The 15,817-nt window shown below is 68.3% G+C and carries 14 protein-coding genes and 2 pseudogenes; 8 read left to right on the top strand and 8 right to left on the bottom strand.

The genetic code is table 11. The features are described 5' to 3' along the window. Positions 1 to 49 precede the first annotated feature (49 nt). On the bottom strand, positions 50 to 364 hold the full coding sequence (locus tag PUR53_RS19410) for a hypothetical protein (RefSeq protein ID WP_329909054.1): 315 nt from the start codon (positions 362 to 364) through the stop codon (positions 50 to 52). Between the two features lie 670 nt (positions 365 to 1,034). Between PUR53_RS19410 and PUR53_RS19405 the strand changes: the two genes are divergently transcribed. From PUR53_RS19405 to PUR53_RS19395, 3 genes are all read left to right on the top strand, one after another. Further along, the gene (locus PUR53_RS19405; RefSeq protein ID WP_329909053.1) at positions 1,035 to 1,280 is read left to right on the top strand and encodes a hypothetical protein; all 246 of its coding nucleotides are present in this window, start codon (positions 1,035 to 1,037) and stop codon (positions 1,278 to 1,280) included. A 166-nt stretch (positions 1,281 to 1,446) separates the two neighbouring features. After that, positions 1,447 to 1,887, top strand: a complete 441-nt coding sequence (locus tag PUR53_RS19400; protein ID WP_329909052.1) for a response regulator transcription factor — start codon at positions 1,447 to 1,449, stop codon at positions 1,885 to 1,887. Positions 1,888 to 2,181: 294 nt separating this feature from the next. After that, a complete protein-coding gene (locus PUR53_RS19395; RefSeq protein WP_329909051.1) occupies positions 2,182 to 4,164 on the top strand; it encodes a pectinesterase family protein in 1,983 nt (660 codons plus the stop codon). A 140-nt stretch (positions 4,165 to 4,304) separates the two neighbouring features. Here the strand turns inward: PUR53_RS19395 and PUR53_RS19390 are convergent. Then, a pseudogene (locus PUR53_RS19390) lies at positions 4,305 to 4,679 on the bottom strand (transposase); the annotation flags it as partial. A gap of 624 nt (positions 4,680 to 5,303) precedes the next feature. Next, the gene (locus PUR53_RS19385; protein ID WP_329909050.1) at positions 5,304 to 5,927 is read right to left on the bottom strand and encodes a TetR/AcrR family transcriptional regulator; all 624 of its coding nucleotides are present in this window, start codon (positions 5,925 to 5,927) and stop codon (positions 5,304 to 5,306) included. A gap of 152 nt (positions 5,928 to 6,079) precedes the next feature. Between PUR53_RS19385 and PUR53_RS19380 the strand changes: the two genes are divergently transcribed. From PUR53_RS19380 to PUR53_RS19365, 4 genes are all read left to right on the top strand, one after another. After that, a complete protein-coding gene (locus PUR53_RS19380) occupies positions 6,080 to 7,168 on the top strand; it encodes an alkene reductase (RefSeq protein ID WP_329909049.1) in 1,089 nt (362 codons plus the stop codon). Between the two features lie 92 nt (positions 7,169 to 7,260). Next, entirely contained in the window at positions 7,261 to 7,860 is a 600-nt protein-coding gene (locus PUR53_RS19375) for a hypothetical protein (protein WP_329909048.1), read from the top strand. Positions 7,861 to 8,156: 296 nt separating this feature from the next. Beyond that, a complete protein-coding gene (locus PUR53_RS19370; protein WP_329909047.1) occupies positions 8,157 to 8,624 on the top strand; it encodes a hypothetical protein in 468 nt (155 codons plus the stop codon). A gap of 2 nt (positions 8,625 to 8,626) precedes the next feature. Next, the gene (locus PUR53_RS19365) at positions 8,627 to 9,226 is read left to right on the top strand and encodes a hypothetical protein (RefSeq protein ID WP_329909046.1); all 600 of its coding nucleotides are present in this window, start codon (positions 8,627 to 8,629) and stop codon (positions 9,224 to 9,226) included. Between the two features lie 69 nt (positions 9,227 to 9,295). Here PUR53_RS19365 and PUR53_RS19360 read toward each other — a convergent pair whose 3' ends face one another. The 4 genes from PUR53_RS19360 to PUR53_RS19345 all read right to left on the bottom strand — a co-directional run bounded on the left by PUR53_RS19360 (position 9,296) and on the right by PUR53_RS19345 (position 11,368). Further along, positions 9,296 to 9,775 (bottom strand): hypothetical protein, encoded by a 480-nt coding sequence (locus PUR53_RS19360; protein WP_329909045.1) that lies wholly within the window; start codon positions 9,773 to 9,775, stop codon positions 9,296 to 9,298. Continuing rightward, complete coding sequence (locus tag PUR53_RS19355; protein WP_329909044.1) at positions 9,772 to 10,119, bottom strand: PadR family transcriptional regulator; 348 nt, start codon at positions 10,117 to 10,119, stop codon at positions 9,772 to 9,774. The genes PUR53_RS19360 and PUR53_RS19355 overlap by 4 nt, the downstream gene beginning before the upstream one ends. A 45-nt stretch (positions 10,120 to 10,164) precedes the next feature. After that, positions 10,165 to 10,377 (bottom strand): hypothetical protein, encoded by a 213-nt coding sequence (locus PUR53_RS19350; protein ID WP_329909043.1) that lies wholly within the window; start codon positions 10,375 to 10,377, stop codon positions 10,165 to 10,167. A 301-nt stretch (positions 10,378 to 10,678) separates the two neighbouring features. Then, entirely contained in the window at positions 10,679 to 11,368 is a 690-nt protein-coding gene (locus tag PUR53_RS19345; RefSeq protein ID WP_329895341.1) for a TetR/AcrR family transcriptional regulator, read from the bottom strand. Positions 11,369 to 11,668: 300 nt separating this feature from the next. Between PUR53_RS19345 and PUR53_RS19340 the strand changes: the two genes are divergently transcribed. Then, the gene (locus tag PUR53_RS19340) at positions 11,669 to 14,062 is read left to right on the top strand and encodes an ATP-binding SpoIIE family protein phosphatase (protein WP_329909042.1); all 2,394 of its coding nucleotides are present in this window, start codon (positions 11,669 to 11,671) and stop codon (positions 14,060 to 14,062) included. Between the two features lie 566 nt (positions 14,063 to 14,628). On the opposite strand, the pseudogene PUR53_RS48220 reads toward PUR53_RS19340, so the two are convergent. After that, positions 14,629 to 15,817, bottom strand: a pseudogene (locus tag PUR53_RS48220) (DUF4158 domain-containing protein); the annotation flags it as partial.

Below are 15,817 nucleotides of genomic sequence, written 5' to 3'. Positions count from 1 at the left end.
AACTCAACTGCCGTCGGTTGTCTGTCAGTTACGCCCACGCCCCGCGCAGTTACGGACGTGCCGTGAACCGCCCGTCGCCCCGCTTGTGCAGCCAGCCGCGGTCGGCGAGCTTGGTCATCTTCGCCCGCAGAGGTTCCAGCTTGCCGCGCACCGAGGCGTCCAGACCCAGCCGCTCGCCGACCGTCCTGACCTGCACCGGGCCGTCGGCCTCCCGCACGATCGCCAGGATCCTGCGGTAGTCGCCGGGCAGCGCGCCCGCGTCGCTGCGGTGCGGGATGAGCAGGACTGCCCGCCCGGCCACCTTCGCCGATATCGGAGCGAGCTCCCCGGCGTCATCCCGTGCCTGCTCGGCCAGGCGGTTCAACACCCGCTCCGCGATCGCGAGTTCATCCCGCTCGGCCTGGACCTCCTGGAGTTTCTTGGCAACTCCTCAGCGGGGGCGTCCAGTTCGCTCGGCGGGCGGTGATCCACTGCCGCTCCCGCATCCCCCGCTCCCTCCCGCGTTCTCACAGTGCCGACCCGCTGACGGATCGTAGGCGGGGGCCGGTCTTGGCCGCAGCCGAACCCGGCATCCCGCCGGAACAGAACCTGCCCGATGATCTACACCATGGTCATCGGCCGCCGACCGGCACGAGTACCCAACTCGCCATTCACACCAGACTCGTGACCCGCGACTTCAGCTTGCACACCGCTCACGGGTGCGAGGGTGGTTTCCTCGGTGAGGGGCGCCGCTGGCTCGAGCGGGCGCTCGCCGCCGCGCCCGAGCCCACCCCCGCCCGGGCCAGGGCGCTGTGGGTCGCCGCCTGGGTGGCGGTACTGCAGCGCGATCACGCTGCGGCGTACCGGTGGCTGGAGGAGGCCGCAGCGGCAAGCAGCTGGACGATCTGGTTCTGCGCACCGAGGTCCAGAGCCTGCATGGCACGCTGGCGTAGTTCGGCGGCCGGCTGGAAGAGCCCGTTTCCCTGCTGAGGGAAGCGGCGGTCGCTCTCGTGCGGGCGGGTGAGGAGATCGAGGCTGTCTACGCTCTGATTCAGATGGCCACTGCCCAGTCCCACCTCGGAGATCCACGCACTACGGAGACCTGCAGGCAGGCGGTCGTCCTCGCCGAGGCACATGACGAGCGGTTGGCCCGCGCGCATGCGCAGTCGACCCTCGGCTACGACGCCTGGAGACGCGGCGACCTCGCCGAGGCCTCGGTGATGATCCGGGCCGCGCTGGAGAACGAGCGGGGCTTCAATGACTACGCCAGGGTCGCCCTGATGCTGGACGAGCTCGCCTAGGTCACCGGCGCGGCCGGTCACCACAAGGAGGCGGGGAGGCTGCTGGGGGCCGCGCGTAGCCTGTGGCAGGACATCGGTCTGCCCATCGTGGCGTTCGGCCCGCACATGGTCGAGCAGCACGCCCGGTGCGAGGAGGACGTCGTACGGGCCCTGGGCCGGGCGGCGTATGGAAGCGCCCTCGCGGAGGGTGGCGCCCCGACGAGGCCATCACCTACGCCCTGCACACCGCGTCCGAGCCCAAGTCGGCTGCCGCGCCCGTCCCTGCCGGTCCCGTCCCTGCCCCGAGCTCGCTGACCCCCGGGAGCGGGAAGTGGCCGCGCTGGTGGCCGAAGGCATGAGCAACCGGCAGATCGCCGCCGCGCGCGGACGCTCCTCGCGCACGGTCGACGGCCATGTCGAGAACATCCTGGCCAAGCTCGGCTACGCCTCCCGTGCCCGGATCGCGGCCTGGTGGGCAGCGAGCCAGGAACCCCACCCCGTAGGACAACCCCGTAGAAATACCCGGGCCCCCGGAGCCGGGCCCGTAGAAATTCACAGGCCCCGGAGCCGAGCCCGTAGAAGTACCAATGGCCCGGGGCAGACCCCCGCGCCGATCCTTCCGGCGTGACGCACGACAGGGCGTAACCTCCTGCGCCGCGGGTCCCGGACCCGCGGCGCGGGGACGTCCCCCACCAAACGTGAGGGTGGTCTGGCAACCGGATCCGTGACAGGAACGCGCCCGACCGATGTCAGTCACCGCTTCCGTGCCCCGTCGCAGACGGCACCCGGAAGGCTACAGCCGGCCAGGGCCGCCAGCAGTGCGTGAGCGCCCTCATGCCGGCATGAAGGGCACCGTCAAGATCGGCAACCGCCGCACGCCGCGATTCAGTCAATGGGTCGCTGAAAACAATGAGGAACTCAGGTGACGAACACGGAGCGGGGCCTTTCCCGTAGATCATTCCTGTTCGCTGCGACGGCCGTCGCAGCCGCCAGCGCTCTGGCCGGCGGCGTAGTGATGGCCGGCGCCCCCACGGCCGGCGCCGCGACTGGCTCGAACGCCGAGTGGCGCATCAACCACGAGCCCGGCACCCAACCGGACAATGACGGCAACCTGCCCGCCATGAGGGGCTACGGCGACCTGCTCAAGGCCATCAAGACAGCATGCAGCGACCACAGGATCAACCCCTACGCGGGGACCGACCGACGGGGGCACCCCGTCCACGTGACCGCCAACGTCTCTGCGAATCAGTACACAATCGTCGACCTGGTCGACGAGAGCCAGACTCTGGCCATCCGGGTGTACATGCGTCGGCAGGACGCCTACGTCATGGGATGGCAGCAGGGCGTCGCCACGCCGGGCACCGGTGGCAGTCAGATCACCTGGGGGACCTACTTCACACTGGAAGCAACGGCGCAGGCTGAGCAGCCCTCGGCGCTGCCAGGCATCACGGCCTCGAACACGCGCACGGAATACAATGGGCTGGGCACCTACACCAACCTGTCACGACAGGGCGCAGACCGCCTTGGCACGGCGATCAATACGGCTAGCCTCAACCAGGCCGTGAGGACACTTGGCACAACCTGGCCCCCCTCCGACCCCGTGGGTTATACCAGCGAGGTGGCTAAGGCAATCCTGCAGATCATCGTGGCGCTCGCCGAAGCTGCTCGGTTCCGGAATCAGGCGGAGGGCATCGCGGTGGCCTTCCGTGATGGCGGCGCGTTCACCATCAACCAATATCACATGGACCAGCACAACAACTGGGGCTCGTGGAGCGCAATGCTCCTGGACGCTTTCCGGCGCGGGGTCGACGCGCTCAGTGGTTCCGTAACTATCGAGGGCATCGAAATCCTGGCTGCGACAGCACTCGCGCGCTACCTCATGATGGCCCACCACTCAGACTTGGGCACCAGCACCCATTCCAGGCACGACGAACTCAAACTTGAGCTGGCCCAGAGGCGGCTCGTCTCGCCCTACGGCACCGGCGACTACTGGACCGTGCAGGAAGCGATCAGCGCCGCTCCCACCTCGGGCGCGTGCGAGATCGTCATCGAGAAGGGCGTCTACCACGAGGTCCTCAGTGTCCCGAAGGACAAGAGCTGGCTGACGATCGAGGGCGTCACCGGCAACCGTGCGGATGTCGTCATCTACAACACCAGGTGCCACGGGATGATCAACCCTGCGACCGGCCTGAAGTACGGCACCCAGGGCAGCGCCGTGGCCACCTTCAGGCCGCCGAACCTGACCGTCCAGGACCTTACGATCACCAACACGTTCGACCGCAACGCCCACCCGGAGATCAGCCCGTACGAGACCCAGGCCGTCGCGATCGCCGCCATGGGCGACCGGCAGGTGTACCGCAACGTGGCGATCTGGAGCCATCAGGACACCCTGCTCTGCAAGGGGGAGACGCCCACGACCCAGGCCCGGCAGCACTTCGTCAACTGCCACATCCGGGGCGACGTGGACTTCATCTTCGGCAACGCCACAGCGGTGATCGACCGGTCCATGATCCAGGTCCTCCCGTGGCCCGGCGGCACGGTGATGGCGCCGAACACCGACAAGAGTAAGAAGTACGGGATCCTGATCAGCAGCTGCACGATCACCACCAGCGGTGTGCCAAGCGACACGATGCACCTCGGCCGGCCGTGGAACAACACGGCGGACGCATGGCCCCAGGCGGTTGTGCGCGAGTGCGACATCCAGGCGGGCATCAAGGACGCGCAACCCTGGACCAACATGGTCCCCGAGTACCCCTGGCAGGGAGCCCGCTTCAAGGAGTACGGGAACTTCGGCCCTGGAGCCGGCACTGGTGCGAACGCACCGAAGCTGACCGCCACCGAGGCCGCCGACTACACCGCCCAGAAGTACCTGGCCGGCACCGACGGCTGGAACCCGCTCGGGTGACCGCGGCCGAGCTGACGGGCAAACGGCCCAGCGACGGCGCCCCCCCGCCCTTGCGGAGCGGTGAACCACGGCGGGGCCGGGACGGCACGACCGTCCCGGCCCCGCTGCGCCGTTGGCATCGCCCGGCGTGATGACGACGCTCAGGGGCAGGCCGCGGTCGTCCGCCCGCGAGGCGGACCTTGGTGGTCAGCTTGCCGCGGTACCGGCCGAGTGCCTGGCCAAACGCCTGATGTGGCGCGTCTGCAGGTTCGTCCGCCGACGATGCCTCCTTCGCGGACTCCGGGTGCGTGCTGGTGAGCGCGGTTGATGGCGGAGTTGAAAGACGCCGTCCACTCACCGCGCCCAACCGCGTCGTCGCGGCCCGGGACGTGCTTCAGCAGCCTCGCCCAGGTCCTGTCCTGCTCCCAGCGGGCGAAGCGATCGTAGGCCGCCTGCCGCGGGCCATCGCGCTCGGGCAGATCCCGCCGGAGCGCCCAGGTCCGCAATCGCCGCAGTACGCCGTTGACGACCTGGGTCGCAAGTCGACGTTGTGCCCAGGGTGTCGTTCGACGTGATCGAAGCTGGTCGCAAGCCGTACACCTGGCTGCGGCGGAATTCCGGCCGTCGCGACCGCGGAGGAGTGCTGCCCTAAATCGTTACCGCTTCGGCGTTCGTGTAGGGCGTCACGTGGCTGACGCTCTCCTTGAGGACAAGGTCGATGGTCCGGGAAACCGCTGGTCAGTTCACCTTGCGCAGGGTGCTGATGCGGCGGGTGCCGACGCCGCCGCCGGATGACACCGGCCTCGCGCAGGACGCGGAAGTTGCGGGTGAGTACGGACGCGATGACGTCCTGAGCGAAGCCGCTGCAGGCCAGACTGGGAGTCGAAGGTGACGACGATGGTGAGCCGGATCTCGTCGCTACCCTCATGATCTTGAAGAGGTCGAGCTCGTCCATGTCGGGGTGGACGAGGGGGATGAGGTGCGGCTGGCATTTAGGCCGCGGCGGCGGTCGTCCTTGCAATAGATGATCCGGGTCTTGGCCGGGTGCAGTTGCCCTGCGTTCCTCCCCCGCGGCCCTCAGGCGTCGTGCCGCTCGGCATGGAACGGCCGTGGCTCGCCGTCCCGGGCGGCGAGCGCCGGTCGCCGACCGCGAGGGGCGGTTACTCCGTCAGCGCGTCCATGGCCCGGTCGAGCAGGACGGCGATGGAAACCGTGCCATCGCAGGCCACCCACGCTCTCGCGGCGGCGTCCAGGCAGGCGAGGGCGGCCGCGACCAGTGCGGTCGGCCTGGGATCCTCCGGCCGGCCAGGACTGGCTTCCAGTCGCCTGGCGATCTCCGGCACCATCTGTTCCTGCCACGTCAGTTGCTTCTCGAAGTGCCGGGCGCGCAGTGACGGCGTCTGCTGCAGCAGACGCAGAAAGCTCATCGTCTGCTCGGGTTCTTCCTCGTTGACCCGCACCAGGACGTCGAACGCCCGGCGCAGCGCCACCCAGGGCCGCTCCTCGTCGGGACGGGCAGCGAGCGCTTCCACGACCTGTTGGCCATCGCCCTCCAGACCGCCCAGCACGATGTCTTCCTTCGTCCCGAAGTACCGGAACAGGCTGGCGCGCGACAGTCCTGCTTCGGCGGCGATCTGGTCCGCGGTCGTCTGTTCGAAGCCCTGATCGGTGAAGAGCCGGAGCGCCACTTGGGTCACTTCCGCCCGGACCGTTGCCCGCATGCGTTCACGCAGACCGGGCGGCTTCGGCGGGGTATGGCTGGCGGCGCCGACGGAGTCAGTCATGCACAGAATATACACCACGAATCATCTTGAGACTTAGTCTCAGTTAGATGTAGAGTCTCCCATTGGAGGCTTCACTGCGGACGAGGTGCTGCGAACAGGCCACTCCGCCCGGCTGTCTCTCCTATTCGCCCCTATACCTTGAAGGAAGCTCTATGACCACCGCGTTCGACCCGATCGACCTCGGCGGCAAGGCGCTCGCCAACCGCATCGCGATGGCGCCGATGACCCGCAGTCGTGCCGAGGCTCCCGCGGCCACGGCGACGGAGCTGATGGCCACCTATTACGCCCAGCGCGCGAGCGCCGGCCTGATCATCACCGAGGGCATCCAGCCGTCGGCCGGCGGCCAGGGCTACACCGACACCCCCGGCCTGCACTCCGCTCAACAGGTCGACGCCTGGCGGAAGGTGACCGACGCCGTCCATGCCCAGGGAGGCACGATCTTCGCGCAGTTGATGCACACCGGCCGGATCGGCCACCCCAGCCTGCTGCCCGACGGACTCATCCCCGTCGCCCCCTCCGCCGTCGCGGCGGCGGGCCAGGTTTTCACCTACCAGGGCCCCCAGGACTACGTCACGCCGAAGGAACTGGACCAGGACGACATCGCCCAGACGATCGCCGACTACGCCGACGCCGCGCGTAACGCGATCGCCGCCGGTTTCGACGGCGTGGAGATCCACGGGGCGAACGGTTACCTGATCCATCAGTTCCTCGCCCCCAACACCAATCTGCGCACCGACAGCTGGGGAGGCGGCGCCGCGGACCGGGCCCGCTTCGGTATCGAGGTCGCCACGGCCGTGGCGAAGGCGATCGGTGGCCACCGCACCGGCTTCCGTATCTCTCCCGGCAACCCCTACAACGACATCGCCGAGACCGACCCGGCGGACCTGCTGGAGACCTACACCACCCTGACCGCCGCTCTCGCCCGGCTGGACCTCGCCTACCTGCACCTGGTCGAGAGCCCGGACCGCGACCTGACCGTCCGGCTGCGCAAGGACTGGCCGACGGCGTTCATCCTCAACCCCTTCACCCACCCCGAAACCACCGGCCCCGGGGCTCTCCCTCTCATAGAGGACGGCACCGCGGACATCATCGCCTTCGGCGCGCTGTTCCTGGCCAACCCGGACCTGCCCGCCCGCCTCGCAGCCGGCGGTCCCTACAACGCCCCCGATGCGGCCACCTTCTACGGCGGCGACCACCGCGGCTACACCGACTACCCGGCGCTGCCCGCCGACAGCGCGTGACCTGAAAAGAAGCCACCACACGCGGGACGAGGCAAGACGCGGCATCTCAGGCCGCAGGCCACCGGAGTCCCCACGTCATCGCAGCGGCCCGCATGGCCGATACCGACCCGCGCAGGGTGCAGGACGCCCTCGCCAAGCTCCCACGGCAGCACGACACCCTCCGAACCACTGTCGAGAACAAGGAGGCCAGCACCCAGGAGTACGCCGTTCAAGTCTTCTTTGACCACACGCTCGTCAAGACCGCCTATGACGAGCGTGTGCTGTGCTGGCGGGCCGGCGCCTCCGGTGCGACCCGCTCACACCACGAATTGGCGATCAAGACCGTCCTGCGGCACATCGCCACGGAGCGCCCCGACCTTCAGGCGCTCGACAATGACACCGCGTTGATCGAGGTCGGCCTGATCGTCGGGCGGCTGAGGAGGACGTCGGCGGGACCGGCTGCCGCGAGGCAGGAGCTGCTCGCTCCGAGGTCCCGCACGGACACATTCGCTGGCACTTCGGCGCATGGCAGTTGGTACGGCACCGCGACCTTGTGTTCCTGGCCGTGGCCGGGAACACAAGGCCCGACACGGGCTCGCTCCGCCAGGTTTCAGGGCACGTTTGCGGCCGGGTTTGGCTGTGGGCAGTCGACCACTGACTGGTTGGCGTCCGCGGGTGTTGAGCAGACCCGGGTGGACAAGTGCGCTTTGTGAGCCGTGACTTGCCCGCGCCCACGACCACGCGTTCTTTCCTTTTCAGCGCCAATTCGGCTTGTCCGCCGTGGAGGTGTCGTCACTGCTGGCACAGGCGGTGAGTGTGAAGAGCGCTGCTGTGGCGGCGGTGATGGCCATGGCGCGGGTGTGCATGTTCCCCCTGGAACGTCGCTGCTGATGGGAATCATGCCGTACGCGGCCGCCATACCTCCCAGGTAGCGGGATAAACACCCGAATCATCGCCGAGGCCGGAAGTCGTGATCTACCCTCACGGTCACATAGCAAGGGGGTAATCCATGCGTCTCAGACCCATATCGGCACTCACACTCACACTCCTCATCGCCACGACTGCTTGCAGCTCAAGCAGCGATGAGACCCAGTCCGGAAACTCCAGCTCCGATGGAGCCAAGCTCTCGGCCGAGTGGACGCCCAAGCTTGAGACCGCGACCAAGGCGGAGTCCACCATCTGCAACCAGGTCGGCGACCAGGCCTGCGCCGAACACCTAACGGACATCGCCCTCGTCGTCACCGACCTGAAAGATGCGGTCAGCGAGGCCGGCGGGGCGGACGCGTACCCGCGAACCGCAAAGGAGATCGAGAAGATCGACGACGCGGTCGACGCGTACACGGATCACGAGTGCCTGGGCGATGAGAACGCAGGTATCAAGGGGTCCCCATGCCCGGCTGATGCCTACGCGATCATGGCGGGCGGCTCGGTGTTGAAGCTGACGCTCGAATTGGATGAACTGAAGAACGGTGGCTGAGGGTGCTGGACTGGGGTGATGTGCCGACGTGGGCAGCGGCACTCTTTGCTGGCGGCGCGGCCTTCTTCGCGTACCAGACGATCAAGAGTCAGCGGCAGCAGATCGGAGAGCAGCGCCAGTTCATCGGCGAGCAGTCGCGGTTCATGGATGAGCAGCGGCAGAACCTGGAACTGGAGCGCGCCGAGCTTCGGGCGGCTGCCGAGGACCGGCGAGTGGCACAGGCCCGACAGGTTCGGATGGTGGACAGTCTGGTCCCTGTCGGCACAGAGGGCGCGGCGCTGCGCTCAGCCGAGGTGGTCAACGGAAGCGACGCACCGATTCGGGACCTGGAAGTCCGGTTTGGCACGGCCTACATCGCTGCTGAGGTCTACGAAGCCCGTGGAAGCCAGGACCGGGGACCCCTCGCCTTGGGAGAGCGATGGATCACACCGCTGGCGCTCCTTGGGGCGGGGAGGACAGCGGTTTTCCGCTCGCAGGCGTGGCCGGAGACCACGGCGCACAACAATCGGCCGACGCTGTTCTTCACGGACGATGGCGGCGTGCGGTGGTCACTCGACTCTTACGGGAAGTTGGAGGAGGTACCTGCCGGTGGCCCCTCGTGACGGGCCACCGGCGTAGCTATGGGCGTCACTCCTGGCGGTAGCCGGGCCTGTCGCGGCGGGCCGCCGCCCTCAACTTGGGTCGCGGCGTTCCTTCCTGGCCGACCACCAGAAGTCCGCCACGTTGATGATGAGTGACAACGAGCCGTAAGTAGCGATCCAGCCCCACATCGTTTCGCCCAGGGGAGGCGCATAGGTCTGGATCAGGCCGCTGAGTATCGTGGTCGTCAAGACGATGCGGCCTTCCCGATCGAAGAGGATCGAGGCCACACGCCGCAGACGGCGGAAGCGCTGACGGTCAGGGAGGTACATGCTCCGCAGCGTGGTGGCAGCACTCACGAGGAGAGTCAGGGCGGAGAGGAGCTTGAGGATCTTTCCAGGCCGGTCGTGGAGTCCTGCGGCCCACTCCTCGGCCAGCCGCTCGCGGACCTCGGGATCCGGCACGAGCCTTGCGGCGAGCCGGATCACCTTGCGGGCCAGCCAGGGGCAGACGTCACAGAACTCGTTGACGACGAGTCCGAGGACGATGGCAGTCATGAGTTCGGTGTTCACCAGGCCCCTCCAAGTCGGCGAACGAACCCAAGCGCGGGTCCTAGCCCGGTCCGACGGGTTGCAGGGGTTGGGCCCCGGCGCTCCTTGATGATGGCTCGCGCGGAAGCCATGCCGTCGGCGGTGAGCTGATAGAAGCGCCTGCGGGGGCGGCCGGCATCCGGGTGCTCGGTTTCCCATCGGCTTTCGACCCAGCCAGCTTCTTCGAGCCGGAGGAGGATCGGGTACACGCTGCCCGTCGGCTTGCCCGCCGCCTTGGCGACTGCGAAGCCGTGCAGCTCTTCGGCGGATAGGAGGACTTCGAGCACGTCGAGAGTCGCCCCAGTGATTCGAAATGGGGTCTTCATGGGCCTAACTCTATATAGCTAGAGTTGGGTCGTCCAGGGGTACGCTCAGTGCTGTCGGTACCCGCGTCGACCCTCCAGCGCCTTGGTGGCGGTGGTGCCGCGCCAGCGGTTCACCCCGTGGTCGGTGTCGTTGGGCTCGGGCCAGCGGTTGCGGGTGAGGTCGGCGCGGATGGTGCCGGCCTTGATGCCGATGCCCGCGTCCTTGCTGGCGGCCGGCGGCGCGCTGACGACCGCCACCCCCGCGCAGGCCGAGGTCACCGACGGACTGCTGCTGCACTACAAGCTGGACGAGAGTTCCGGCACGGTGGGGCAGGAATGCTGGTCATGCGGCGCCCTTACCTTCTCCCTACGCGTAATCGCCTCATTCTGGGTAACCCGCCGGTCGGTCCCGCGCCGCGCACTGTGCGGCACACGCACGTCGCAGTCACCACGGCCGTCAGCTGCACGAGGTGTCGCACATGTACGCGACCAGTACGACGGCGCCACCGTAATCCACAGTCCACGCACAGACAGCAGTGCCGCTGGTCACACGAATGGGCGCGGCGAAGGAGTCGCGCCTCTACCTGGGCGCCGAGACCTGATTTCCGGGCGGGCGGACCGCTGTGGAAGGAGGCTCGGATGCGGGCTGCCCCGAACTGAGCCCGTCCAGCAGGAGGTCTCCGAGCTCGGAGAAGGCGTCGCCGGCAGTCAGGCCGGTGCGCTCCAGGAGGACGCCCGACTGGACCGCGTCGATGGTGACCGCCACGACCTGGGCGGCGAAGTGCCCGTTGAGCTCGCGGAAGACGCCGGCGCGGACGCCGTCCTCGATCAGTTCGTGGACCCGGTGCGCGGCGGCGGCGGAGTTCTTGCGGTAGATCTGCGCCGTGGGCTCGTAGCCGACCATGTCGTCGTAGAAGGCGTTGGAGTGTCGGCGCATGGCCGTGCCGACGCCGGTGAGGTAGACCCGGATGCGCTGCCGGGGATCGGGCTCGGCCTGGACGGCCTGCTCGATCTCGGCGGTCGCGTCCCGGAAGAAGGCACGCGTGACCGCGAGTACCAGCTGTTCCTTGGTGGAGGCCAGGCTGTACAGCGTGGCCTTGGAGCACCCGAGCCGCTGGGTGAGCTCGTCCATGGTCACGGCGGTGAAGCCTTCGGCCAGGATGATCGCCTCGGCCTGACGCAGCAGTTCGTCACGCCGACGGGTGTCTACGACCCGCCTGCGCGCCGTTCGGCGCGGGCGTCGGTCACGCGAGTCGGTTTGGGCTGTCACCCTGACTGTCTCCCCTGATCATCTCCGCCGGATGCGGAGGGCGGCCGTACGGGCCGGAAAATCGACCCTAGCGCAAGGGTACTAGAGTACCGTCTAACGTACCCATCCCGAGAGCCCCGGGCGGCGACCGGCGCGGTTCTCAAGGGTCCGTCATGGCCCCGAACTTCGCCCCTCGCGATGTTGCGCACGGCCCGCGCAGGGCTGATGGAAGCCCGAATCCTTTCGGTGCCGTGGCCGTCGTCGCGCCGAGCTCGATCGGAACATAATGGGAGAGTTCGCTCCGAAAGGGGACGGAATCAGATGAGCCACTCTGCCCTCAAATCGTCATTCGGTCTGGACGGCATCGCGACTGCCGTGCTTGACGGCCAGGGCACGGTGGTGGGCTGGTCCGCCGAAGCCGCGGAGCTTGTGGGCCGGACGGCCGTAGAAGTCTGCGGGAAGCCGGTGGGGGATCTGCTTGTCGGCCCGTCCGAGCAGTGCTGTGGAGCTGAAGTCGGCGAGCTTCGGGAACCGACGTCAGGGCTCACATCGGTGCGGCACCGCTCCGGCCGCGCGATCGAGGTCGCTTTCCGGGTGCTGCGGCTGGAAGGGGGTTCTCACTTCTTCGTCCTGGCCGCACCGCTATCTGTCGCAACCGACTTGGAACAAGGTGCAAGCGTCCTGCAGGCGCTGCTTTCCCAGGAACGGATCGGGGTCGGCATCCACGACAGGGATCTGCGGGTGGTGCGGACGAACATGGGTCCCGCTCTGCCCGTAGGGGGGTGCCTGGCGGACCTGATGGCTCCGGAGGATGCTGAGGATGCCAAGGCAGCGCTGGGCGAGGTGCTGTCCACAGGAGTGCCGCTGGTCGGGTACGAGCGGCGAATACGCGCCTCACAAGCCCCTGGGCTCCAGGAGTACTGCTACCTGGCCGCTGTCCGGCTGGAGGACACCGCAGGGCGCCCGGCGGGGGTGGCCACGTTCGTGACGGACGCCACCGAGCGGTGGCGGGCCCGCCGTGACCTCGAGCTACGGCACCAGGCGTCTGTCCTGATAGGTGCCTCCCTCGACGTCAAGCGCACGGCCCAGGACCTCGTCGACGTTCTGGTCCCCGTTCTCGGAGACGTCGCGTGGGTGGAGCTGGCCGAAGCGGTGTTCGACGGCGACGAGCCCCCCAGGATTGTCGGTGGGGGGCAGCTCCACCTGCGCAGAGCTGCGGTGGCCACGGCTGCGGGGCCCTGGCCCGCAGCGCTTCTCCAGCCCGGCGAGGTGGTTCCCTGGTTTCCGGACCTGCCTGTCATGCGGGCTCTTCAGCAAGGTGCCGTCTTCACCATGTCCGATCGGACGAAAGTCGCCCGGTTGGGCGACCCGGAACTAAGTCGTCTGTTTGTCCCCGAGGGAGCGCACTCGTTCGTCGCCGCCCCGCTGTACGCGCGTGGCCTCATGCTCGGCTCCGTCACTCTTTGGCGCACTGGGCAGTCCCGGCCCTTCGATCAGCAGGAGGCGGAACTGCTGGCGGAGATCACGTCGAGGGCCGCGCTGAGTGTGGACAACGCGCGCCGCTACACACGCGAGCACCGCGCGGCCGTGACCCTGCAGCAACGCCTCCTCCCTCGTGCCACCACCGACAGCCCGGCAGCGGAGACAGCGGGCCTCTATGCGCCTGCCGCCGGGGGCGCCGAAATCGGTGGCGACTGGTTCGACGTCATTCCTCTGCCGTCGCTGCGTGTCGCCTTCGTCGTCGGTGACGTGGTCGGCCACGGTCTGGGTGCCACAGCGACCATGGGACGCCTGCGCACGGCTGTCCAGACCCTGGCCGACTTGGAACTGGGGCCCGACGAACTGCTCACCCACCTGGACGACCTCGTGATTCGCCTCGCGGCCGAAGCTGACCTCGCGCGCCAGGACGCTGTGGGCGCCACCTGTATCTACGCAGTCTTGGACCCGGTCACCGGCCGCTGCACCATGGCCACTGCCGGCCATCCGCCGCCTTTTGTCATTCGGCCCGACAGCACCGTCCGCACCGTCGAGCTCTCTCCGGGGCCGCCTCTCGGGGTCGGTGGCATGCCCTTCGAGACAACCACTGTCGATCTGGAGCCTGGAAGCATCCTGGCCCTGTACACCGACGGTCTCATCCACCGCTTTCACCCGGACCCGTACATCGGCCTGCGGCACCTGGCCGACCGTCTCGCCACGGCCTCCAGCCGAGACGCGTCGCTCATCGGCATCGGCCGTTCCGTACTCGCCGATGCCGCCGACCCCCCGCCCCGCGACGACATCGCTCTTCTCCTCGCCCGCGTCCGTGCTTTGGCCGAGGGCACCACGGTCTACTGGGAGTTCCCAGCGGATCCCGCTGTCGTGGGTCAAGCCCGCGCTGTGGTTTCTCGCCAGCTCGCCGAGTGGGGGCTCGGGGAGGCTGCTTTCGTCACGGAGCTTGTAGTCAGTGAACTGGTGACCAACGCGATTCGCTACGCCGGGGGACCGATCGGCCTGCGCCTCATCCACAACGAGAGCCTGGTCTGTGAAGTGACCGACCCCAGCAACACCCAGCCACGCCTGCGACGAGCACGCACGACAGACGAAGGCGGTCGCGGTCTGTTCCTCGTCGCCCAGTTGACTAGGCGATGGGGCAGCCGCTACGGGCTCAGCGGAAAGACCGTCTGGGCCGAACAGCCCGTCTCTGCTGCTCGTCTGTCCTCCACGGTCCTCACCTGACGTCCGTCGCCTTGGGAGAACAACAACCATCGGTTCGTGCGCGCCGACTTCAGTCGCTCCCACGCGAGGTCGAGCAGCGGTCGGAATGGTCGTTCCCCCCAGGCGGCAGCGCACCGCCTCCGCCGCGTGCCGGTCCCGACCGGCTCAGCTAGGCCGCAGCCGAGGCACGTGTCCGAACGGCGCACCGGGTACGACGGGGGGCCTGAAGGCGGGCCGGGCCTCACCCACTCGGTGGCGTACGGACCGCGTTGCCAATCTGTGTCAGAGATTGATGTCGGCCAGCCACTGGCTGGCGCGGGGGTGCCACACCGAGGAGCTTCCGGGTGGAGCGGCTGGGCTGTGATGGAGTGGTCCGGCTGTGTGCTCAGGGCCTGGTACGTATCCGCGATGGTGCCGGTTGCCTGCTCGCCCAGCAGGGTGCGAGCAGGCAACCGGTGAAGAAGGCGTGGGGGCGGTCGCCTCGTAGGTCGCGGTCCGCCCGAACCGGGCCCACGAGGCGCGGAAGTCGCTGGGCAGCGAGTAGCGCAGCACGCCCTCCTCGCGGACGCCCGCTAGCACGGGCTTGGGGAACATCGGTACAGCGGTTGGCGCTGAGAACGATCTTGAACAGCGAGCGTCGCCACGGTGGCGGCCGCGCTCCACAGCTGGGCCCGCGGCGCGACTTCCTCCAGGGCCTTCCACATCGCGGCCGCGTCCACCGCCTTGCCGCTCTCCTCGATGTGCTCCAGCTCCTCCATGAACACCATCGAGATACGGGCCGTAATGCGGGATGCCTTCTCCAGCTGCGGCAGCGTGGAGAGGCGGTCCTTGTTCGTGAGCCGTTTCGCGGTGCTGAGCAGCTTGGTCGACATCAGCACCGTGAACAGCTCCAGCGCGTCGTCGATCGCCTTGGCCTCCAGGTGGCGCATCACCGCGGTCAGCATCGCGGTGCGCTTCGGCTCGCTCGCCCGCTGAAGGCTCGTCGCCTTCGACCTCAGGCCGTACCGGGCCAGCGCGGCGAGCCGGTTCGGCGGGAGCTTGTCCAGCTTCACCCGCCCCAGCCGGTACACGGCGATCTCGTCCACCCGCTCCAGCGCCCGCTTCATCGCCGTACCGGTGGTCTTCGTCGGCGGCCGGCGGAAGGTCTCCAGGTGCGAGTACCGCCTGCCCTCCGTCGTCTCCAGCAGCGCCACCAGGTCGGCGGGCAGCGACCGGTCCGCCCGCCAGGCCGCCCTGGCGACCGTGGTGTGTGCAGGCGCTTGTCCGCGATCTCGCGGACCTCGGACACCTGCCGCGCCAGCACCGACACCCCGGGCAGCAGCACCCGGTGCTTCCGTAGCCAGCCCACGGCGTAGTCGAACAGTGCCTTCGGCCCCTCCGAATGCGCGGTCCACGCCCGCCCGTGCAGGAACGTCCGGAACTTCCGCCCCCACTCCGGGTCGTCGTACTCGTGGTACTCGTACGCGTCCCGGATCTCCCACGCGTGCTCGTACGCGGTCTTCGGTCGCTCGGTGTACCGCTTCACGTCCGAGACGTCCTCGATGCCGAGCTGCTCGGCCAGGTGCTCCACCACCGGCCACGGCACGCCCAGCGGATCGTCCGGCAGGAACCTGCCGATGTAGCGCACCGTGCACATCTGTAGCGCGAAGCCCAGTTGGTGGTACTGCGTACGCCGCAGCGCGATCAGATCGCGGTCCACGTCGTCCAGGAAGAAGAAGCGCTCCAACTCCGGACGCGTCGGCTCCTCGACGAACTTCCCGTACGCCTCGGCCTGGT

Source organism: Streptomyces sp. SP18BB07 (assembly GCF_036322545.1).
GTDB classification, from domain to species: domain Bacteria; phylum Actinomycetota; class Actinomycetes; order Streptomycetales; family Streptomycetaceae; genus Streptomyces; species Streptomyces deccanensis.
Note: the sequence above shows the minus strand (reverse complement) of the source record. Positions and strands in the feature narration are given on the sequence as shown.